The organism is Marinobacter sp. ANT_B65, assembly GCF_002407605.1.
Lineage (GTDB): Bacteria > Pseudomonadota > Gammaproteobacteria > Pseudomonadales > Oleiphilaceae > Marinobacter.
This window is the reverse complement of sequence record NZ_NXGV01000001.1, coordinates 1,483,723-1,506,531: the sequence shown is the minus strand read 5'-3', so window position 1 is coordinate 1,506,531 and position 22,809 is coordinate 1,483,723. Positions and strand designations below refer to the sequence as shown.

Below are 22,809 nucleotides of genomic sequence, written 5' to 3'. Positions count from 1 at the left end.
TCAGAGTTCAATACCATCCAACTGCGCAACGGTATGAATGTCTTTGTCGCCGCGACCGGATACGTTAATGACAACCACCTGGTCTTTATCCATCGTGGCTGCAAGCTTGACTGCATATGCCACAGCATGAGCAGATTCCAGTGCCGGCATAATGCCTTCAACCAGCGTCAGCATACGGAATGCGCTCAGCGCTTCTTCATCAGTAACTGAAACATAGTTGGCGCGCCCGATATCTTTTAACCAGCTGTGCTCTGGCCCGACGCCTGGATAGTCCAGACCTGCGCTTACCGAATGGGTACCTGCAATCTGTCCGTTTTCATCTTCCATCAGATAGGTACGGTTACCATGGAGTACACCCGGACGCCCCGCACAGAGCGGTGCAGCGTGCTGACCGGTTTCAATGCCAAGCCCGCCGGCTTCAACGCCATAAAGTTGAACCGACTCATCCGTCAGGAACGGATAAAACATGCCTATCGCGTTGGAACCACCGCCAACGCAGGCTACAAGCGCATCCGGCAGTTTCCCGGTCTTTTCCAGGGACTGACTGCGGGTTTCACGCCCGATAACTGACTGAAAATCCCGGACCAGAAGGGGGTACGGATGCGGGCCCGCAACTGTGCCAATGATATAGAAAGTATCATCAACATGGGTGACCCAATCGCGCATAGCGTCGTTCATTGCATCTTTCAGTGTACGGGTACCGCTCTCGACTGCATGCACCTGGGCACCCAGAAGTTTCATACGATAAACGTTCAACGACTGACGCTGAACGTCCTCAGCACCCATAAACACGTGACACTCAAGACCGAGGCGGGCGCAGACAGTAGCCGTCGCAACGCCATGCTGCCCTGCACCGGTTTCAGCGATTATCCGCTTTTTCCCCAGAAAACTGGCCAGCAGAGCCTGGCCAATCGTGTTGTTTATCTTGTGCGCACCCGTATGGTTAAGGTCTTCCCGTTTAAGCCAGATCTGGGCTCCTCCGGTTTCGCGGGTAAGCCTCTCAGCAAAGTACAAGGGGCTGGGGCGACCAACGTAATCCGCAAGATCCTTGTCAAACGCGGCCTGGAAATCGGGATCCTTCTTCAGTCGAAGGTATTCCTTTTCCAGGATCATCAGGGAATCCATCAGAGTCTCGGAAACGAATCGTCCTCCGAAGGCACCAAAATGACCCCGCGTATCCGGCAATGCAGCCAGCATTTCTTCAGTCAGTGTTACAGACACGGTGAACCTCTTTAATAAAGTCAGAAATTTTTTCGATGTCTTTAATGCCTTTGCTTTTCTCAACGCCTCCGCTGACATCTACAGCCCAGGGCTTCACCTGTTCTACCGCACAAAATACGTTATCAGATGACAATCCACCGGCCAATATGAGTGGCAAGGAACGCTCCGGAGGGATCAGACTCCAGTTGAACGAATGCCCGGTCCCACCGTAGCGGTCAGGGTCCCACGCATCCACCAAAATCCCTGCAGCTGAGTGATATTCAGCAAATGCCTGTTCAATCTGCCCTGCGCTCTGAACGCGCACGGCCTTAATCCAGCGACGACCAAACTGGTCGCAGAAGTCTGCAGTCTCGTCACCATGGAACTGGAGTAAATCCAGTGGAATGCGATCAAGAACTTCCCTGACCTGCTTTGCCGATGGGTTCACAAACAGACCAACAACAGACACGAACGCTGGCACATGACTGACGAGCAGTTCGGCCTGAGCGACAGTAACCGCACGAGGGCTGGGCTCGTAAAACACAAACCCAAGAGCATCCGCTCCATTTGCAACGGCCCCTTGTACGTCCTCAACACGGGTCAGACCACAAATTTTGACGCGTGCGCTCATGGTATAGATACCGGTTGTTTCTGATGAATGTACGTCGGATATACAGGCTTGTTTTCTGCACGACTGAACCAGGGCCTGGCAAAGCCCGGTCCGCACTCTGCGGCAGGGATACCAAAACTTTCAGGATAGCCCACATCAACGAGATACAAACCATCCGGAGGCGCAGTCACACCAGCGAGTTTACGATCTTTTGCCAGCAGTATGTCACGAATCCAGGCAACCGACTGCTTTCCTGTACCTACAGCCATGAGCGCCCCGGCTATATTCCGAACCATGTGATGCAAAAACGCATTGGCCTGTACATCAATTACGACGAAACCCCCATTGCGGGTTACTTTAATTTGCTCCAGAAAGCGCACCGGGGTTCGGGACTGACAGCCAGCAGCGCGAAACGAAGAGAAATCATGTTCTCCGACAAGGGCTTGGGCTGCATCGTTCATACGCTCTGCATCCAGCGGCCGAAACGTCCAGCTTACCTGCCCCCGCTGAATCCCCGGACGCACCGGATTGTTATAGATAATGTAGCGATAGCGCCGGTAAATTGCAGAAAAGCGGGCATGAAAATCGTCACAGCCATTACCTGCCCAATGCACAGCAATATCGAACGGCAGAGCAGTATTGATGCCCATTACCCAGGACCGGGGGCTACGGATTGCCGACGTCTCGAAATGAGCGATCTGATAACTTGCGTGAACGCGGGCATCGGTCCGCCCGGCACACACAAGATCTACCGGGTGGTCAGCAACTTTGGATACGGCAGCCGCAAGGTCAGCTTCCACCGAACGAACTCCGGACTTCTGTAGCTGCCAACCATGAAAGTTGCGGCCATCATACTCGAAAGCCAGTGCAACCCGCCCGCTGCCAACGGTCTTATCTGCTGAAAGTTCCTGGAGATCGAGAAACAAATGTGGGTCCGGAAAGTATGTTGCTGGAAAAACAAAACGCCGGCTGAATGTCGGGGAATCCCCGACGGCCGGCGTTTGCTGCCTCAATAATCCGATTATAACGGATCAGGACAGATTTTTAAGCAAGTCCTGTGCTTCGGATTTCTGCTGGTCATCTCCCTCGAGTGCTACCTCTTCAAGAATATCCCGAGCTCCATCGCTATCACCCATCTCAATATAGGCCCTTGCCAGATCCAGCTTGGTTGCCGCTTCATCGGTTCCAGCGAGGAAATCAAAATCATCATCGTCACCGAGATCGTTCTCATCAATATCAGCAACTGGTGATTTTGCAACCTCATCCCGAACTTCATCAGAAGCTACCGGCAACTCATCATCCAGGGCTTCAAGTGAATCGCTTCCGCCCAGAAGATCGTCATCGCTGAGCGCATCATCCAGCGTCAGTTCATCGTCCAGAGACAACTCACCTTCATCAAGAGTGGTGTTTTTCAGGTCGTCAGAATCCGAGAATTCGTCCATCAGGGCAAGATCCTCATCAGACACGTCCAGCTCAAGGTCATCAAACGGGGACTCTTCTGAATCTTTGCCGCCAAGCACATCATCCTCGCCGGCAACCTTATCCAACTCTGCATCAAGCTCGTCAAGGAAAGACTCATCCAGAGATTCAATGCCTGCACTTTCCGCTTCGGGCTCTGACACATCACCGGACGACTGTTCAAGCGAGTCCAGTGATTCCTCGGGATCATCCAGATCTATTTCGAGAGAGGAAAAATCGCTTTCCTCTTCTGACACCTCAGCCCCTGCCTCGTCTTTGCTTACCGGCAGAGAAATCCCGGAAACATCGTATTCGATCAGCTCATCACTGCTGTTCTTTTCAGCCTCTTCTGCAGATTTCTCTGCATCTTCAAGAGTATCAAGATCGATATCGGAAAGGTCGGAATCATAATCACCGAATTCATTCTCAACTTTTTCTTCCCGGCTGGCGTCATATTGATCTGCGATCAGCTCATCCGACAGAGAAGCGTCAGCATTTTCGAAACCTTCCGTTGCATCAAATGGTTCCGATGCATCGGGTTCCGCAGCAAAGGACCCAGAGCGAAGCTGCGACTCAAGCTCGTCAATGCTTGGCATTGACTCTGCTTCCTCAAGGCGCGAGCGAAGATCACTGGCCTCGGCAATCGCTTCGTCATCATCCAGAGCCTGGATTTCACCAAACTGCTTCTCAAACGAATCCCTGTCCTGATTATCCGCGTAGACTCCAAGCAGTTTCAGACGAAGATCAGTGCGGCTCGGCTCTTGGGAAATAGCGGTTTCAAGAGTCTGGGCAGCCTGTTCATAACGGCCATATGCAATATAAGTGTCCGCTTCTTCCAGAGCACTGTTGCCCCCACCCTGTTCCGGATCTTCCTCATCCAGTGTCAGATCGAAGGTGTCGTCAGGTCCATCGGGCTCACTGCTTAGCTGCTCGTAAAAAGCTTTCTCACGACTGGAATTACGCCGGGCAAGCAGCAGGAGAATGAGTAGCAGGATAACCAGCCCACCGCCCAGTGCAATCTGGTAAAACATGTTACCGGTAATTGCGTCAATCACATTGGCAGGGAAGCTTTTTTCTTCAACTACAGGCTCAGGCTCGGGTTCAGGCTTAACTTCTGCTTCCGGTTGTGCCGGCTGTTCAACTGGAACGGCTGACGCATCGCTACCGGTATCAGTTGCCAGCTCTTCGTCCGCAACCCCGGGTACCGACTGATCTTCGGAGCCTGGCGCTGAAAGAGCTTCACCTGGTGCAGCCATATCGTCCTGGCTGACGTCCGTTTCTCCGGACTCCATCAGACTGGCACTGTCATCTTCAGCACCAGCCTCAGAAGCATCAGTTTCCCCTTCAGGGGTCACTGCATTGACAGCCTCTTCCTGACCAGGCTCAACTTCAGACCCGGTTTCGCCGGCAGGTTCAGGTAAGAAACCATCTTCACTGTTTTCGCCTGCGCCCACAGCCATTTCGGCTGAGGTATCAGTCGCATCGACAGCGCCCTGCTGAATCTCGGCAAGCTGGCTGTTTTTCAGTTCAAGCAAGCGCTTCAGGGTTTCTACCTGATCCTGCAGATCATCCACACGAGTGTTTAGCTCGTTGTTCTCTCTGCGAGCACTCTCAAGCTCTTCCATTGCCACTGCGGCACCAGCGTCCACGCCACCTGCTAGCTGGCCATCTCCGCCGGCGGATCCACCTTCAGATTCGCTCCGGTTACCTGCATCGTCCGCAACCAGAAGCTTGAGTTCATCACCGCCGACAGCCGCTTCAGAGGCAACACTTGTGTCTGGCTGCGGCTGAGCAGTAGCGTCGAGGGTACGTTTTGGCTGCTGGAATTCCTGGTTCTGCTGAGCAACGGTACGAGTTGCCTCGGCACGGGTCCGACTGCGAATCTGGTCCGCTGTCGGAACGCGCAGCACTTCGCCACGCTTCAGCCTGTTGATGTTGTTGCCGATAAACGCATCCGGGTTCAGGTCCTGCAATGCCAGCATGACCTGCTGCATGGAAAGACTGTCGTCCGGGCGAACACTGGCGGCAATAGTCCACAATGTGTCAGATGCACCTGTGGGCCCAAAGGTATCGGCACCGTAACCGGCACTCCGGGACGACTGACCTGCTTCGGCCTGACGACGAGCCGACTCTGCGCTCTGCGCAGACGTGGCGGGCCGGGACTGAGCTGCCGGGGCGCTTGAAGGCGCAGCCACCTGCTCAGACACACCAGATTCTTCGGCATAAACCGGGGGATCAACCAAAACTGCATATTCACGCATCAGCCGACCATTAGGCCAGGTCAACTCGAGCAGGAAGTTAAGGTACGGTTCTCTCAACGGCTCCTTGGAGGAAACATTGACAACCAGACTGCCATCAGAACGAGTCGCTACGTCGAAACGAAGCTTTCCTAAAAACCGGTTCCTTTGCAGTCCGAGCCGCTGATATGCCTTTTCCGGAGCGATATTCACAAACACATCGCCGGAATCAATGCCCTGACTTTGTGGCAGAGAAATTTCTGCGTTCATCGGCTCGTTCAGATAGGACTGAAGTTCAATCTCACCCAGCCCCAGGGCTTGAGCAACGCCGGATCCAAGTCCCCCAGCCAGAGCCAGTGCAACCGCAAGCTTGCGTACCTTCATGCTTTTTCCTTTCCAGTCTCCGTGATGCGTGACTGCTTTTTTCAAACAGAACCTGACTGAGCCCGATGACCCCTGCCTGGCTAATTCTTGTTTGATATGACGCATTTTTAATGTTCAGTCCGGCAAGTATTGTTGATAAAGCCTCTTTTATCAATCAATCAGCAGCAATCCTTGCACCATTTATTTACCAGTTGCCCGGAACTCCCTAGTCTTCTTGAAAATAACAGGGGCAGAGACTGAAATCAGCCTCTGCCCCCTGACCGGATTTCCGAAACCGGACACAGTTGGCATTAATTGCCTCTGTGTAACAATTCTTAACGCTCCTGCAGGATCCGTAACATGCGGCGCAAGGGCTCAGCGGCACCCCACAACAGCTGATCACCCACGGTAAATGCAGAAATATACTCCGGACCCATGGCCAATTTACGAATACGCCCGATGGGTACGCTTAACGTGCCGGTCACCTTGGCGGGAGTAAGCTCCTCAATGCTGGCATCGCGCTCATTGGGAATGACCTTCACCCAGTCGTTCGCTTTCGCAAGAATGGATTCGATTTCAGCTATCGGAAGATCTTTTTTCAGTTTGATGGTCAGTGCCTGGCTATGGGACCGCATAGCGCCAATCCGGACACAGATACCATCGATGGGAATCGGGCTGTCTGAACGACCGAGAATCTTGTTGGTCTCAACACCCGCTTTCCATTCCTCCTTGCTCATGCCGTTATCGAGTTGCTTGTCGATAAACGGAATAAGACTTCCGGCCAGAGGCACCTGAAAATGCTCTGTAGGAAAGCTGTCGGAACGCATGGTCTCGGTGACCTTGCGATCAATTTCCAGAATCGCTGACGATGGGCTCGCAAGCTCCTCGCCAACACTGCGGTTGAGCTCACCCATCTGATTGAGCAACTCTCGCATGTTCTGTGCTCCGGATCCGGAAGCCGCCTGATACGTCATGGGAGATACCCATTCGATCAGGTCCTGCTCCAGCAGGCCACCCAAAGCCAGCATCATCAGACTGACTGTGCAGTTACCACCAATGTAATCCTTTACACCGCTATTCAGCGCTGAATCGATTACATTGCGGTTAACCGGATCAAGTACGATCACAGAGTGGTCGGCCATCCGCAGTGTCGAGGCAGCATCAATCCAGTAGCCGTTCCAGCCCGCATCGCGCAGTTTCTGATAAACCGCACCGGTATAATCGCCGCCCTGGCAAGTCAGCACCACATCCAGAGTTTTGAGGGTTTCGATATCGAACGCGTCCTGCAATGGCGGAACGCCCTCTTTCCCCACGTCCGGGGCTGGCTGACCAGTCTGGGAGGTGGAGAAGAATACCGGATCGATATCAGCGAAATCGTTTTCATCGCGCATGCGCTGCATGAGGACAGAACCCACCATGCCACGCCAACCTACAAGTCCAACCCGCTTCATGTGCGACCTTTGAATCTCATCTTATGCCTGCCCTCAGCCTTTATCGCCGGCAGGGACAGGATGAATGTTCCCGCAACAACCGCATCGCGTTGCTATCGGGGATTATTAAATTATAAAGCAGCCAGCACCGCATCGCCCATTTCACGGGTCGACACAAGAGTACCGCCTTCAGACATGATATCCGCCGTACGCAACCCCTGATCCAGCACCTTGTCTACCGCCGATTCAATAGCTGCCGCAGCCGCCTCTTCATCGAGACTGTAACGCAACATCATCGCTGCACTGATAATCGTAGCCAGCGGATTGGCGATACCTTTGCCGGCAATATCCGGAGCTGAACCGTGACAGGGCTCGTACATGCCCTGCTTTTCGGAATTCAGTGAGGCTGACGGCAACATACCAATGGATCCGGTAAGCATGGCTGCTTCATCGGAGAGAATATCACCAAACATGTTACCAGTCACAATCACATCGAACTGTTTTGGTGCGCGCACCAACTGCATTGCCGCGTTGTCCACGTACATATGGGACAACTCGACATCAGGGTATTCACGCTGCAGATCATTCATGATCTCACGCCACAGCACCGTCACTTCCAGTACATTCGCCTTGTCTACCGAGCACAGTTTTTTACCGCGCTGCTGCGCAGCTTCGAATGCAACCCGACCTATCCGACGAATTTCCGATTCCGTATAAGCGTAGGTGTTGTATCCCTGGCGCTCACCACTCTCCAATTCACGGACACCTCTTGGCTGGCCAAAATAGATACCGCCGGTGAGCTCTCGTACTATCATGATATCCAGCCCGGAAACGACCTCAGGCTTCAGTGAGGATGCTGATGCCAACTGGGGATACAGGATTGCCGGGCGCAGGTTTGCAAACAACTCCAGATTGGAGCGCAGTCCAAGCAACCCTTTCTCCGGACGCTTTGCCATGGGCAGACTGTCCCATTTTGGGCCACCAACAGCACCAAGCAGAATTGCATCCGCTTTACGGGCCTTATCCAGGGTATCGTCCGGTAACGGGCTGTCTGTTTCATCCAGGGCAGCGCCGCCTACCAGGGCAGACTCAAAGCTGAGCTTAAGATCAAATTTTTCGTTAATTGCATGCAGGATCTTTTCAGCCTCTGCAACAATTTCCGGGCCGATGCCGTCACCCGGCAGAAGAAGTACAGTTTTGGACATGATGGATTTCCAGATCTTTGTGGGCCGGGTCGAGCCGACCCAGCATGTTATGCGTTATCGTCGGATTTCACGCTCACAGGGCGTTGTAGTATCCGGATTACTCTGCTGACCCAAACAGCCAGGGCGCTGTTTTCCGGCGCTGATCTTCATAGGACTTGATCTGCCCGGCATCTTCCAGAGTTACACCGATATCATCGAGACCATTGAGCAGACAGTGGCGACGAAAGTCATCAACATCAAACTCAAAGGATTCACCAGAGGGGGTAGTCACGGTTTTCCCGACCAGGTCCACCGTCAGTTGATACCCTTCAGCAGCCTCGGCTTCCTGGAACAATTTATCTACAATTTTTTCATCAAGAACAATAGGTAACAGGCCATTCTTAAAGCAGTTGTTATAGAAAATATCAGCAAAACTGGGAGCAATAACAACCCGGAAACCGTAGTCATCAAGCGCCCAGGGGGCGTGTTCACGACTCGACCCACACCCGAAATTGCTTCGCGCCAACAGAACGCTGGCACCTTCGTAACGGGATTGATTAAGCACAAAATCCGGATTCAGCGGCCGTTTTGAACTGTCCTGATCAGGCTTACCCTCGTCCAGGTAACGCAGTTCGTCGAACAGGTTCGGACCGAACCCCGTCCGCTTTATGGACTTCAGAAACTGCTTGGGAATGATCATGTCCGTATCCACATTGGAACGGTCCATGGGAGCTACAAGGCCCTGGTGTTGTGTAAATGCGCGCATGGTTCAGTTATCTCCTGTGGGTCAGTTCAGCAATTCGCGAACATCAACAAAATGGCCCGTTACAGCAGCCGCTGCGGCCATCGCGGGACTAACCAGATGGGTACGCCCACCAAAGCCCTGCCGACCCTCAAAATTTCGATTAGAAGTAGATGCGCAGTGCTCCCCCTGCCCGAGCTTGTCGGCATTCATAGCCAGACACATGGAGCAACCCGGATCACGCCATTCAAGGCCAGCCTCGATAAAGATCTTGTCCAGACCTTCCGCTTCCGCCTGAGCCTTTACCAACCCCGAACCCGGAACAACCATGGCCTGCTTTAGGCTGGCTGCCACTTTACGCCCCTTAACCACACCAGCCGCTTCCCGGAGATCCTCAATACGACTGTTGGTGCATGAGCCAATAAACACCCGGTCCAGTTTGATATCCGTGATCGCCTGATTTGGCTGCAGCCCCATATACTTCAGCGCACGCTGAATACCTTCGCGCTTGATCGGATCCTGCTCTTTCTCAGGATCCGGAACATTGCCATCAATACCCGCAACCATTTCCGGAGACGTTCCCCAGCTTACCTGCGGAAGAATAGCCTCGCCGTCCAACTCAACAACCTTGTCAAACACCGCATCCGTATCACTGTGCAGAGTGCGCCAGTACTTGACGGCGGCATCCCAGGTTTCACCCTTGGGAGAGAAAGGCCGTCCTTTTACGTAATCAATGGTGGTGCCGTCAACGGCAACCATACCAACCCGTGCACCGGCTTCAATGGCCATATTACAAATGGTCATCCGGCCCTCCATGCTTAGATTCTGGATAGCCTCACCACCAAACTCAATGGCATGTCCGGTCCCCCCGGCGGTACCAATTTTTCCGATAACCGCGAGTACAACATCCTTACCTGTAACACCTTTACCAAGCTGGCCGTTAACCTTTACCAGCATGTTCTTCATCTTCTTCTGCACCAGGCACTGGGTCGCCAGCGCATGCTCAACCTCGGACGTACCAATACCGTGAGCTAGACAACCAAAGGCACCGTGGGTCGACGTATGGGAATCACCGCAAACGATTGTCATTCCAGGCAATGTAGCCCCCTGCTCAGGCCCGATCACATGCACAATACCCTGACGCTGGTCCTTGATCTTGAACTCAAGGATGCCGAACTCATCGCAGTTCTTGTCGAGCGTTTCAACCTGGATGCGGGAAACCGGATCAACGATACCGTCGATGCCTTTATCTCGATCAGTTGTCGGCACGTTATGATCAGGAGTAGCCAGGTTGGCATCAATGCGCCAGGGCTTGCGATTTGCGAGACGCAACCCTTCAAAAGCCTGGGGGGACGTTACTTCGTGCAGCAACTGCCGATCAATATAGATCAGCGCAGAACCGTCGTCCCGCTGCTTGACCAGATGGTCATCCCATAACTTGTCGTATAAGGTTTTACCGGCCATGATTCTCTCTCACTCTCTGGAGGTACTGTTTTTAATACTGTGGTTTGACACTCTGAAGCACTCATTCTGAGCCCATCATACCGCCCACTATCAAATAACTGCAATTCATGTTCATTATTCATCGCATTCCAAAAGGTTATGAGATAGCATTTCCCGTTCAGACATATCAGGAAGACAAATTGTGGACTCAAATACCCTTAAAGCCTTCCTTACCATCGTCGACCAGGGGTCCTTCTCGGAAGCCGCCGAACAGCTGCACCTGACCCAGCCGGCTATCAGCAAACGCCTCGCCACACTTGAGAACCAGCTTGGCACAACACTGATCGACCGCAGCCACCGGAAAATTGGCCTGACCGACGCTGGCATCCGGCTGCTACCCCATGCCCGCAAGATACTCGATGAAATTCACAATGCCCGCATTGCGCTATCACCAGATTCCAGCCTGATAGAAGGCGAACTCCAGATCATTGCGAGCCATCATATCGGGCTGCATCATTTGCCAAACTGGCTGCACAGATTCAAGCGCGAATACCCGGAGGTTGCCATCAATCTGCAGTTCATGGAGTCAGATACGGCTTATGAGCAGATGCGCAAACGCAATGCCGAACTCGCCTTCGTCACATTGAGCGACAGCATGCCCCCCAGCTTCAACGTGTTCACTCAATGGCCAGATCCCATGGCCTTCGTTGTAGCTACGGATCACCCGCTGGCCCAACTGAAACACCCAAAACTCCTGGATCTTGCGAAGCACCCGGCCCTGCTTCCCGATACATCAACCTCAACCTACCGGGCGGTAAGCAGGCTCTTCCTTGAGGAAAACCTGCCTCTCAACCCGCAGATGCCGACCAACTATCTGGAAACCCTGAAAATGATGACCAGCGTCGGTCTGGGCTGGAGCGTACTTCCGCTGCGAATGGTAGATGGGAGCCTCAAGGTACTGGGCGATGTATTATCCAAGGCGGTAAAAACCGAACACCCGGTTACCCGATCCCTGGGAGCAATCGGACTGAGCGGAAGGCAACCAGGCAACGCCGCGCGAGCGTTGTTATCCATTGTTCAGGAGGCGGAAGCAGACTCGACACCCGGAGATGGCGGCGCCTGAAGTCCGCGAACGGTGATTGCAATCGCAACCGCCATGGCTACTGCTCCACCCCAGAATGCCGCCGACGTGCTGAAACCTTCAACAAGAAAACCCGACATCCATGCCCCCAGCGCGCCACCGGCACCAAAGGTCAATCCGCTGTACAGAGCCTGCCCCTGACCATGGTGATGCCGCCCGAAAAAACCCTGAACATACTGCACTGATACAGCATGAAGCGCGCCATAGGATGCCGCATGAAACAGTTGTGCAACCAACAGCACCGGCAAAACATCCGTCAACTCAGCAATCAGAATCCAGCGGATCATTGTTAACGCAAGCGCACCAATCACGATCTGCCGCACCGTGAAGTGCCGGGTTAACCGGTGCATCACCAGAAACAACCCTATCTCGGAAACCACACCAAGCGACCACAACAGCCCGATCGCAACATTGCTATAACCGTGCTGTTCAAGATGAATACTGAAAAACGTGTAATACGCACCGTGGGAAACCTGCAGCAGGAAATTCATCAGGAAAAACGAAATGACAGCAGGATGAGTCACGATTGCCCGCAAACTTCCCTTTGGCGCAGCTGGCTCAGGCTCCCCCCGCTCAGCTGGAACCAGAAAAGCGGATAAACAAATCCCTGCAAATATCGGTAAAAGCAGTAAAGGCAACCACTCAATCCGCACCCACTCCAGAATCAGCCCTACACCAGCCACAGAGCCAATAAACCCCACCGAGCCCCAGAGCCGCACCTTGCCATACCTGTCCCGCCGCTCCCCCAGCGAACGCAGGGTAATCACTTCATACAGTGGGAGAATGGCATTCCAGAAAAAAGTAAACGCCAGCATTACCAGCAGCAGCCCGTAAAACCCGGGCTCAAGGAACACTCCGGCGAAAAACAGCGACCCGGTTATCGCGCCAAACCGGACAAGCCGGACTCTCTGGCCGGTTTTATCCCCCAGATACCCCCAAAGGCTTGGCGCGAAAATTTTTGTAAGCTGAATTGAAGCCATCAGAGTGGCGATTTGCAGATAGGAAAAGCCCTGCCCCTGGAGATACAGAGACCAGTAAGGCAGAAGCCCCCCAAGGAGGGCGAAAAACCAGAAGTAGAGGTTGGAAAGGCGCCAGTAGATCTCGGTATCTCCCAGTCAACATGGATAAAAAGCCTGACTGGATCGCTTAACCGGACAGCTCGGCTCAGAGCTGCCCGATAACAGGAGTTGAAACAACAACATCACTGTTCTGACCACGGTGACGCAGGTAATGGTCCATCAACACAATCGCCATCATGGCCTCAGCAATCGGCGTCGCCCGAATACCCACACAGGGATCGTGACGGCCCGTAGTGACAATCTCCACCGGGTTGCCATTCACGTCAATACCATGACCTGGCAAACGCAGGCTCGACGTCGGTTTCAATGCGATACTCGCGAGAATAGGCTGGCCAGAGGAAATCCCCCCAAGCACACCGCCTGCCTGATTGGACAGAAAACCATCCGGAGTCATCTCATCCCGATGTTCTGTTCCCTTTTGAACAATGCATCCAAACCCTGCACCTATCTCTACACCCTTGACAGCATTGATACTCATCAGAGCATGGGCCAGATCTGCATCCAGACGATCAAAAACCGGCTCACCCAAACCCGGCGGTACGCCTTCAGCAACTATGTTGATCCGCGCCCCTATCGAATCCCCTTCCTTGCGAAGAGCATCCATGTAGGCTTCCATCTCCGGAACCTTGTCAGCATCAGGACAGAAAAACGGATTCTGATGCACCTGATCCCAATCCAGTTTCTCAGCGCGAACCGGACCAAGCTCAGACAAATACCCCCGGATACGAACCCCCAGGCGCTGATACAGGAACTTCCGGGCTACAGCACCGGCCGCTACCCGCATAGCCGTCTCACGGGCCGAGGAGCGACCGCCGCCACGGTAATCGCGGACACCGTACTTATGCATGTAGGTATAATCAGCGTGAGCCGGACGGAATTGTTCTGAAATCTTCGAATAGTCCTTGGACCGCTGATCCGTGTTTTCAATGATCAGACCAATCGGAGTACCCGTGGTTTTTCCCTCAAACACACCCGAAAGAATACGCACTTCATCCGCTTCACGACGCTGGGTTGTGTGCCGCGATGTCCCCGGCTTACGACGATCAAGGTCAACCTGCATGTCCGCTTCCGAGAGCTCAAGCCCCGGCGGGCACCCATCAATAATGCAGCCTAACGCAGCGCCGTGGCTTTCACCAAATGTGGTTACGGTAAACAGTTTTCCGAATGAGTTTCCTGACATAATTCAATATCTTGTTAGGGTATTATAAGAAAATGGTTTAATACTTGCTCTGCCACTGACGAAGATCCTGCTCAGTGATAGCGAAAACACCGTCGCCACCATTACTGAATTCCAGCCAGGTAAACGGAAGATCCGGATAAGCTTCATCCAGCGCGACCCAGCTGTTCCCCACCTCAACCACAAGCAGACCACCGGGCGTAAGATAGTCCGCAGCGCCAGCAATAATTCTGTGTGCAATGTCCAGCCCGTCATTACCTGCAGCAAGCCCGAGCACCGGTTCATGGTGAAATTCCTGCGGCATATCTGCAAGATCCTCCGCGTCGACATAGGGCGGATTACTGATAATCATATCGTACCGGCCGCTGATATTCGCGAACACATCCGATTGTATCGTTCGTACCCGGTCACTGAGCTCATGAAGCTCGATATTTGATTCAGCAACCAGCAGAGCGTCCGGCGAGATGTCAGAAAGGTCCACGAAGGCATCCTCGAACACCGATGCCGCACCTATACCAATACAGCCGCTTCCTGTGCAAAGATCGAGAATACGCTCAACCGGTTTTTCTCCCAGCCATGGCTGGAACCCGTTCTCAATTAATTCACCTATAGGTGAACGTGGTACAAGCACACGCTCATCCACATTGAACGGCATACCCATAAACCAGGCTTCACCAAGAAGATAAGCCAGAGGTACATGCTCATCGATGCGTCGCCGGATACGTTCAAGGATCAGTTGGCGCTCTTCCCGGGTCAGCCGCGCATCCAGGAACAAGGTGTTGTTTTCCAGAGGGAGGTGCAGGCTGCGCATGACCAGATGGACAGCCTCATCCCACACATTGTCTGTACCATGACCCATGAAAACAGTGGATGCGGCAAACTGCGAGGAAGCGTAACGAAGATAGTCGCGAACGGTATGAAGATCGTCAATCGGGCTGGTCACAAACGCTGTTTCCTGTAGGTTCTGATTCAGCGCAGGATTATACGCTGTTTAACGACGTTACTGCAGCCACGTGATTACCCGCCAGCGACACTGACTCATATTGCAAGTGGCCCGGAACTGCTCCGGCTATCTTCAAAGCGATCAAGTGCTGCAGCCATGCGCTCGCGCCCAAGCTGAATCAACTCGGGCGCTTTGTGGAAGTCGTAGCTGCGAGAGACGTTCTTGGGAATGTTTACAAGCAGGTCAGGTGGATAGCCAGCAATCTTGTACTGCACCAGAGCACTCTGCATGGTTTCAATAGTAAGGTTCATAACATCGAACTTGCCAATCCCGAGCTTGTCCCAGTCGATAGTCTCGTGGTCTTCCTGGTGCTTGGTCTCGCTGTCTTTATGGTGCTCTTTTTTCTGCACCTCTTTCGAAATTTTGTCCTCAGGGGTATCCGCCCCATCAGGCCTGTTCGCACCCAGTGACTTCAGAGCATCCCAGTCAAACCAACGGGAAGCTTTGTCGAGCATAGTGTTCATCCACTCATCTGTTACGCCAGCGGCTGACGCATTCTGATTATGCGCAAAAGCGGCGTCAGGTATGCGCTGGCGCCGGTCGTCTTCACCGCTGAGGTTAACTGCAACAATCAGGTCTGCATGAGAAGAGATGGTCGGTATAATAGGTAATGGATTCAGCAATGCACCGTCCACAAGAACACGGCCACCAAGAACCAGAGGTGTAACAACACTGGGGATTGCGACAGACGCGCGTATAGCCTTGTCCAACGGACCTTCCTGAAACCAGACTTCCTTGTGCGCCAGCAAATCCGTAGCAACCGCAGTATAATGCAGCGGCAGGTTCTCGATACGGATATCCCCCAGCATCTCCCGAACGACAGAAAAGATCTTCTCTCCCCTGATTGCTCCGACGGAGTTAAACGTCAGGTCCAGCAGTTTAAGTACGTCAAACTGCCCCAACCCGGTTACCCAGTCCTTGTAATCCTGCATTTTTCCAGCAGCGTACATTCCACCTACGAGCGCCCCCATAGAGCAGCCCGAAATGGCAACAATGTTGTAACCACGCTCAGCCAGCACTTCGATAGCGCCTATATGGGCATAGCCGCGCGCACCGCCACTTCCGAGAGTCAGGGCAACTGTAGGGCGTTGACGGTCGGGCTTGCCCGCCGTCTTGTCAGTACTGGCATTCGCCTCTGTGGTCGATATGTCAGAGCTGTTTAAAACCTTGGACACATGATTATCGGGCACGCATTTACCTCGTTATAACCATGATTTCAACCCGGTCTCCCTGGCGGGCAGGGTCAGGAACAACTACCGCAGGACCAGCAACCACAATTTCCTGCTGCTGCCTGGGAACCCCCGTTTTGACAAGTACTTCGGAAAGCGACTCGGCGGCTTTCCGGGCACGAGCCATGGCATCGCTGAGTAGCTCGTCACCGGCAAGCACGGAGTAGCCGACAAGAACAACCCTGGCCCCATCGGTCCGGGCAAGCTCACTGATTTTCCGGCGATCCGTTGCCTGCCAGTCAAACCGGTAGGTAACTCCTCCCTGCCATGGCACAACCACAGGGCCAGAAACCCTGTCATTTTCAGCACCAAGGCCGGGAACTGTTGCACCAGCAGAAACTTTCAGGTGCTCAACCCACACATATTCTCTCAGATTACCTCTGGTTACCGTGTAAACAGACGTCAGCCAACGGCTACCGTCCTCTGTAACCAGGCCAGCCACCAGATAATCCTGGGTAGCATCGCGCCCATAGAGCACAGATTGACTGAAAATCTGATTTGCCCATACGTTACTTCGCCCACAGCGAATGCCCGAGCACTCAAAAAGGACGCTCGCGCCTCTTTCCTGAAGTAACCCCAGATAGTGCTCACGGGCTTCCCGCCGGCTGGCATCACGGGAGATCTGATATAACCTCCCCTCGCCCGAAACCGGCAGGCGGGCCAGAGATTCAGAACGAATTTCGTTGTTAACCTCGCGAACCGGGCTGAAAAGAACCAGATGCCCCGAAGATTCAATCGGAACGGTTGCCTCCAGAGTGGACTGGGCAAATGCTTGCGGCATAGCTTCCGGAAGCTCTGCACTGGCAGCTCCGGCGACTGTCGAGAGTATTACAGCAACAAGCAGACGAAACACAAAATACTTTGACAAGGTATCACTCATTCTCAAGGAAATTTCTTACAACATCAGCAACCGGCCGGGTATCCCCATCCAGGTGACAATGGTGTCCGCCCGGTACGTCCACTATTTGCAGATGGGGCACTGCATCTGCCCGATCATCCATTCCCGCCCGACTGATAAACAACCCATCCTGCGCCCGAACGAACAGACTCGGAGCCTCAATGGCGCTTAGCGAAGCAACGACCTGCTCCTCCGTCATCATTAATTGCGACGGATGCCGCAAACGTGGGTCTGTACGCCAGCTGAAGCCATCATTTTCTGCCTTCAGGTTGCGGGGTATCAAGGCCAGCGCGGCTTCATGACTAAGTGGGCTGAGCCCGCCTTCACGAACTTTTGCCGCTGCAGCGATATCCGGATAAACCGCAGATTTACCAGAGCCTGCCATTCGCTTTTTGATGGATTTGCGCAACTGCGGAACTGTGTCACTCACAGGGCGACTGAGCGCGCCAAGGCTGTCGATCATCACCAGCCTGCGTACACTCTCCGGAAAAGCTGAGGCGTAAAGCGAGCCTACAATACCCCCAAGTGAATGGCCGACAATATCCACTTTCCCGCCATTGAAGTGTTCCTCAATCAGTTCGGCAATATCTGCCACATAATCCATAAGCAGATAGCTTTGTCCCGGCGGGCGATGCCCGGAATGACCGTGACCAGCCATATCGATGGCATGCAACGACGCAAGTTTCGCCAGCTCCGGTGCTATACCGGTGAACGTCAGACTGTTATCAAGCCAGCCATGCAGCATGATAATCGGCGGGTTAGATGATGAAACATCCACGGCAGACCAGCTCAGGCCTGCCAGAGTAATATGTTGCAGCGGCCATTCCGCCTCACGTACAACCGGTTTGTTTTCGCGAAGGTCTGGCGAAGTTGCAATATCATGCATTTCTGAATCGCACCTCACATTGTATGCGTCGGGCGATCAGAGCTCAGGGAGCCGGCAAGATAAGATTCAATCTTGGTCCTGGCACTTTCGTCATCACCATTGAATTGCACGCCTATACCTGCGGCACGGTTACCCTGGGCCCCCTTGGGAGTTATCCAGATAACCTTCCCCGCAACGGGTATCTTTTCCGGTTCATCCATAAGGTTCAGCAAAAGAAAAACCTCATCGCCAAGCCGGTACTGCTTCTGGGTGGGTATGAACAGACCACCCTGGCGGATGTATGGCATATAAGCGGCGTACAGAACCGCTTTATCTTTAATGGTCAGGGTGAGAATGCCACTGCGTGCACCAAATCCGGGCCCCATATCTGACACCTTCTAAAAATTGATTAGTGATAGAAAACAATAAATCGTTTCAATGAAAATTGAATAATTTGAGCGCCAAACAAAAACGTGCGGGAGAAAAATCCCTGATAATTCGAAATCATAGCAGTTGTTGCCCCCAAAAGCGCAATCAGGACGCACGTCGCTTCGAAGGCATCAGGTTTCGCCAGGCTATCAGCAACCGACTCGCTTCCAGTTCCGGATTAGCATTATATACGCCGGCAGCCCGGGCTTCCCGAACCAGTTCCAACAGTTCATGGGCGCGCCAGGCCGGGTTGATCCCAGCCAGAAACCCGAGCATTTCTGAAGCTTCACGGTCGTTAGCTTCACCTCCGGCACAAAGCCGCGCCAGGTCAGCTGCCCACCCTTCAAACAGCCAGAGCATATCCTCCAGCCCCAGAGCCTTGAAAGCCTTGGCGGCTTCAGACACAGCAACCTGACCCTTCATGAATTGCCGGAATTTCTCAAACGCCTCATCCCGCAGTACCGGGAACTCTCCTGTGGCATATTCAAGCGCCAGGCGAGGAGCGTTACCCGCCAGCATTAAAGACTTTGCCATGAGTTCGGATGATGGCTGCTTGTCGCCTTCAAGCTCCGCAACCTTTCCAGCCAGCCAGGCACCGGCCTGAGCCGCTGAAGGAACGGGAATCGATAACACCTGGCATCGTGAACGAATAGTCGGCAAAACAGGACGGCCACTTTCCTGCAAAAGCAGGAGTACAAAATCAGGCACCGGCTCTTCAAGAGTTTTTAGCAGAGCGTTGGCTGAATTGATGTTGAGCTGGTCAGCCCTGTCGATGATGGCAATCTTACGTGCTGAAACCTGCGGCGACGAAACCGCAAAGGCCGAAAGCGACCTTACCTGATCAACTTTTATCATCCGGGATTTTTCAGGCGAATATACCCGAACATCCGGATGGCTTGATGCGGCCACCAACTGGCACTGACGACACTGTCCGCAGGCAACCGGCTCACCTATGTCCTTATTTACCGGGCTGGCACACAAAAGGAGGCCTGCCACTGCGTCTGCCCAAGCCCTTTTACCAACACCACACTCCCCGGTAAGCAATAACGCATGAGGAAACCTGCCCTCAGCAAACTGCTTCTGTACAACCTGCCAGGCATTCTGGAGCCAGGGCATTTCAAGGGCAATATCAGTCACTGTGCTTTCCTGATTGAAGACTGTGTTTTTCTGATTCAAGCCTGGTCCGGAAGGTTCCGGGGCGCTTCCTGGCAGCTCTGCGAAGTTGTCGCTTCATGGTAGCCAGTAATCTGCGTAATCGTTTGAGGTTGCTGGCATCATCACCCGTGGATTGAGGCATATAGTAATGGCTGTTAATCAATCGGGCAAAAAGCCGGGCGAAATCTCCGAGCGCAGGTTCTGCAGCTGCCAGCCTGGAAGCCAGCATCTCCGGAGTTTCACCGTTTCTTACCGGCACGCCAGCCCGTCCACACAACTGGTACCAGCTACCCAGCATCCGTTGGTAGCCATCCCGCCGCTCGCTCCGGCGCATCTGTAAAGCTGATATCAGACCAGCAATCAAAAGACCTGCACCTACAATGCCTGCGGTAAGATACCCGAGTTCCCGCAGCCCGAACCCGCCAGGCAAGCGGGACATAAGATCCATCTGGCTTTCCCCCTGGTAACCAACTACCCAGCGTTGCCATTTGTAATTGATCCGGTCAAGTTGTTGACTTGCCCACTGAATAACCGCCACATCCCCGTAACGTTGGGCAGACGTCCAGCTATCTTCCAGAAAAGAACCCTCCTCAGCCACCGCATCCCGTAAACCCGACTCTATCCGGTCGGGGGCAATCGCTGCAGTGGGATCAACGCGCATCCAGCCACGACCCTCAACCCAGGCTTCAACCCAGGCGTGGGCGTCGTACTGCCGGACGATAAGGTATTCATCGCCTGCGCCGTTATCTCCGCCCTGGTAACCGACCACTACGCGCGCGGGAATCCCCGCTGAGCGCAGTACAAAAGTCGTTGCCCCGGCATAGTGGGCGCAGAAACCTCGCTTCTCGTCGAAAAGCAGGCTGTCGATCCCGTTATCAGGCATCCTGGGCGGGCGCAGCGTGTAATAGTATGGCTGCTCGCGAAACCGGGCCAGCAGAGCACGGATCACGCCAATATCATTGGTCGACTGCTTCAGCTGATTTGCCAGGGCCCGGGCTCTGGGGTTGCCTTCTGCAGGAAGCTGAAGATAACTACGGGCCTCCCCCCTTGTCAGAGTTACTGCTCCAGGCTCGCTGCCCCCTTCCCTGGCAAGCCGGTAACGAACAGGACTATCTGCCGGTCGGAGAAACCGGAACAGATCGCTGGTTTCCTTTATTACGTTATCCGATACCGCAACTGAACCTTCCAGTGCAAAGGCCCAGCGCTGATCCGTCGGTTCCATCAGCACATCATATTCCCGGGGTTTCAGCTCACCAACACCACCATCAATGTTGACCCGCCCGGGCGATCCATATAACTCGCGCCCACTCTGGCGCCATGTGCCATCTTCAAGCGTATCCAGGATCAGCCCGCGCCAGTATCTGTCCCGATACTCAGGCATTGGACCGCCAAAAGTAACCCTGAAGGCTCTATCACTGCTCTGGGCAAGGCTGGATATATCTCCCGGCCGCATAGTATCACTGATCCCGGTACGCGCCTGGCCTGACACAAGAGGCACACTCCACAAAGGAGCCATCCGCGGGAAGAATACAAACAGCAGCACAACCACAGGCAGGACTTTCAGGAGAAGGCCTCCCAGCCTGTACCAGCCAGCCTTCATTCCGCCAGTGAGGTCGGGAGCATTGAGAACCTGAAGCCCCACCAGCAATAAGGCAATCGCGCCTATATTGATCAGTGCCCAGTGGATTTCCTGGTGAAACAGAAAATTCACGGTGGCCAGGTACACCAGAATATAGAACACCACATAAAAGTCCCTGGGCGTTCGGGTTTCAAGCCACTTCAGGCCAACCGTCAACACAAAGAATGATGCGGCGGTATCAACGGTAAAGCTTCCCTGCTCCCTGAGCAGGTAGGCCGCAACCAGCGCCAACATGATCCCGGTGCGCAGCCAGCGACCCGGCAGGCGAACCCTGCCCTGCTGAGCAATCCAGCGCCAGCCAGCCAGAATAAGACAGACAAGGATCAGCCACACAGGTAACCGATCGAGCTGAGGCGTAAGGAGTAATGCAAAACTCAAAATCAACCAGAACAACGCCCGGGAAGGCAGATTTTCGCTGTATTCCTCAGAGGCCTTGTTCTTCCGCCTCCAGAAGCTCATGGCCGGCCTCCTGACGTTGCCTGTTCCGGGTTACGCAAATCCACGCCGCTACGTGTTCCGTGGCGTTCTGTCTGGCTGTCCCGTGGTTTTTTCTCACCCCAGACTGCCAGCGCTCTAAGGCAACGCAATGTATGGGGCGAACCACTGTCCGGTTCTATAAACTGCCCGGGGAGGTTCAGGCCGAACAGGGCTCCTGTTTTACCACGCTCGACAACAAGCCAACTGAGATAGCTGAGCCGCAACTCGTGGTCAGTCCCGGGAAAAGCATTGAAATCCAGCCAGTGGGGGCTGCCCTTTTCCGCTTCCCAGTCCGCCACCACCATCTGACCACTGCGGGCAAAACGCTTCCACATTACTCGCTGGCTCATATCTCCTTCACGCCAGGGCCTGAGCTCGGCGTGATCATTACCTTGCGGAGAACGGGAACTGGCATCCTGGCTCCCGCCCTCTACCGCGCTGAGAACATCCGGTGCTGCAACAGGCCGCGGGAAAACCACAGCAGCAGAAACGGGCCTCATCCACGACCATGCTTTCAGCAAGCCAAACGGGAAACGGGTTTCAACCCTTATCTTATCGGGCCTTAAATAACCCCGGAATGCAGAAGGCACCGGCAGGGTCAGATCTACCGACTGACCAGACGGCACATGCCCCAGGTACACTGAGACATCATCCACGGAGAGTGTAATCGCTATTGCATCGTCTTTACCGGCCGTCGCACGCAAGCGAAAAAGAATGTCGTCACCGGCAAATCCCTCGCCCACCTGAACCAGTGACAGTTCAAGACCCGAGAGATTCCTGTGGGTCTGATGCATGGCACCCACGAACACAGCTCCCAGCAAAAACGTCACCAGATAAATCAGGCTGTTCTGATAGTTGATACCGGTAATCAGCATAGTCAGCAAAAGTATGCCGAACACTACACCGGCGGCCGCAGGCAGAATGAAAAGGTTTCTCTGAGTGAACAGCTGAGTGTCCGAACGCGGAATCCGCCGGTTGATCCAGCGCTCCCAGCGGCTAAGGATTAAATTGCTCATTGTTCCTCTGGGGCAGGTATATTCATAAAAAGTT

At 53.9% G+C, this 22,809-nt stretch carries 19 protein-coding genes; 1 reads left to right on the top strand and 18 read right to left on the bottom strand.

The genetic code is table 11. The features are described 5' to 3' along the window. From trpB to leuC, 8 genes are all read right to left on the bottom strand, one after another. Positions 1–1,209 carry a tryptophan synthase subunit beta gene (trpB, locus tag CPA50_RS07035; protein ID WP_413772156.1) on the bottom strand — a complete coding sequence of 403 codons (1,209 nt, stop codon included), beginning with the start codon at positions 1,207–1,209 and terminating at the stop codon, positions 1–3. Then, positions 1,202–1,831 (bottom strand): phosphoribosylanthranilate isomerase, encoded by a 630-nt coding sequence (locus tag CPA50_RS07030; protein ID WP_096781703.1) that lies wholly within the window; start codon positions 1,829–1,831, stop codon positions 1,202–1,204. Before CPA50_RS07030 ends, trpB begins: the two co-directional genes overlap by 8 nt. Beyond that, entirely contained in the window at positions 1,828–2,736 is a 909-nt protein-coding gene (gene truA / locus CPA50_RS07025; protein WP_096781702.1) for a tRNA pseudouridine(38-40) synthase TruA, read from the bottom strand. Before truA ends, CPA50_RS07030 begins: the two co-directional genes overlap by 4 nt. A 105-nt stretch (positions 2,737–2,841) precedes the next feature. Then, the gene (locus CPA50_RS07020; RefSeq protein WP_096781701.1) at positions 2,842–5,889 is read right to left on the bottom strand and encodes a FimV/HubP family polar landmark protein; all 3,048 of its coding nucleotides are present in this window, start codon (positions 5,887–5,889) and stop codon (positions 2,842–2,844) included. Between the two features lie 314 nt (positions 5,890–6,203). Beyond that, positions 6,204–7,319 carry an aspartate-semialdehyde dehydrogenase gene (asd, locus tag CPA50_RS07015; RefSeq protein WP_096781700.1) on the bottom strand — a complete coding sequence of 372 codons (1,116 nt, stop codon included), beginning with the start codon at positions 7,317–7,319 and terminating at the stop codon, positions 6,204–6,206. A 110-nt stretch (positions 7,320–7,429) separates the two neighbouring features. Continuing rightward, the gene (leuB, locus tag CPA50_RS07010) at positions 7,430–8,503 is read right to left on the bottom strand and encodes a 3-isopropylmalate dehydrogenase (RefSeq protein ID WP_096781699.1); all 1,074 of its coding nucleotides are present in this window, start codon (positions 8,501–8,503) and stop codon (positions 7,430–7,432) included. Positions 8,504–8,600: 97 nt separating this feature from the next. Beyond that, positions 8,601–9,248 carry a 3-isopropylmalate dehydratase small subunit gene (gene leuD / locus CPA50_RS07005; RefSeq protein WP_096781698.1) on the bottom strand — a complete coding sequence of 216 codons (648 nt, stop codon included), beginning with the start codon at positions 9,246–9,248 and terminating at the stop codon, positions 8,601–8,603. A gap of 21 nt (positions 9,249–9,269) precedes the next feature. Continuing rightward, a complete protein-coding gene (leuC, locus tag CPA50_RS07000) occupies positions 9,270–10,688 on the bottom strand; it encodes a 3-isopropylmalate dehydratase large subunit (protein ID WP_096781697.1) in 1,419 nt (472 codons plus the stop codon). Between the two features lie 181 nt (positions 10,689–10,869). On the opposite strand from leuC, the gene CPA50_RS06995 reads away from it, so the two are divergent. Next, entirely contained in the window at positions 10,870–11,790 is a 921-nt protein-coding gene (locus tag CPA50_RS06995; RefSeq protein ID WP_096781696.1) for a LysR family transcriptional regulator, read from the top strand. Here CPA50_RS06995 and CPA50_RS06990 read toward each other — a convergent pair. The 10 genes from CPA50_RS06990 to CPA50_RS06945 form a co-directional block, all read right to left on the bottom strand. Further along, complete coding sequence (locus CPA50_RS06990; protein ID WP_096781695.1) at positions 11,745–12,908, bottom strand: MFS transporter; 1,164 nt, start codon at positions 12,906–12,908, stop codon at positions 11,745–11,747. The genes CPA50_RS06995 and CPA50_RS06990 overlap by 46 nt on opposite strands. 64 nt (positions 12,909–12,972) lie before the next feature. Then, a complete protein-coding gene (gene aroC, locus CPA50_RS06985) occupies positions 12,973–14,067 on the bottom strand; it encodes a chorismate synthase (RefSeq protein WP_096781694.1) in 1,095 nt (364 codons plus the stop codon). 37 nt (positions 14,068–14,104) lie between these two features. Beyond that, complete coding sequence (gene prmB / locus CPA50_RS06980) at positions 14,105–15,007, bottom strand: 50S ribosomal protein L3 N(5)-glutamine methyltransferase (protein ID WP_096781693.1); 903 nt, start codon at positions 15,005–15,007, stop codon at positions 14,105–14,107. A 95-nt stretch (positions 15,008–15,102) separates the two neighbouring features. Continuing rightward, positions 15,103–16,257 (bottom strand): patatin-like phospholipase family protein, encoded by a 1,155-nt coding sequence (locus CPA50_RS06975; protein ID WP_096781692.1) that lies wholly within the window; start codon positions 16,255–16,257, stop codon positions 15,103–15,105. 4 nt (positions 16,258–16,261) lie between these two features. Then, positions 16,262–17,176 carry a DUF4892 domain-containing protein gene (locus CPA50_RS06970; protein WP_096781691.1) on the bottom strand — a complete coding sequence of 305 codons (915 nt, stop codon included), beginning with the start codon at positions 17,174–17,176 and terminating at the stop codon, positions 16,262–16,264. Further along, a complete protein-coding gene (locus CPA50_RS06965; RefSeq protein ID WP_096781690.1) occupies positions 17,169–18,080 on the bottom strand; it encodes an alpha/beta fold hydrolase in 912 nt (303 codons plus the stop codon). Before CPA50_RS06965 ends, CPA50_RS06970 begins: the two co-directional genes overlap by 8 nt. A 14-nt stretch (positions 18,081–18,094) precedes the next feature. Then, on the bottom strand, positions 18,095–18,445 hold the full coding sequence (locus CPA50_RS06960) for a PilZ domain-containing protein (protein ID WP_096781689.1): 351 nt from the start codon (positions 18,443–18,445) through the stop codon (positions 18,095–18,097). A 148-nt stretch (positions 18,446–18,593) separates the two neighbouring features. Continuing rightward, positions 18,594–19,625, bottom strand: coding sequence for a DNA polymerase III subunit delta' (gene holB / locus CPA50_RS06955; RefSeq protein WP_096781688.1), 1,032 nt, complete (start codon positions 19,623–19,625; stop codon positions 18,594–18,596). Continuing rightward, positions 19,618–21,741 (bottom strand): transglutaminaseTgpA domain-containing protein, encoded by a 2,124-nt coding sequence (locus CPA50_RS06950; RefSeq protein WP_096781687.1) that lies wholly within the window; start codon positions 21,739–21,741, stop codon positions 19,618–19,620. The genes holB and CPA50_RS06950 overlap by 8 nt, the downstream gene beginning before the upstream one ends. Beyond that, a complete protein-coding gene (locus CPA50_RS06945; protein WP_096781686.1) occupies positions 21,738–22,775 on the bottom strand; it encodes a DUF58 domain-containing protein in 1,038 nt (345 codons plus the stop codon). The genes CPA50_RS06950 and CPA50_RS06945 overlap by 4 nt, the downstream gene beginning before the upstream one ends. Positions 22,776–22,809 lie beyond the last annotated feature (34 nt).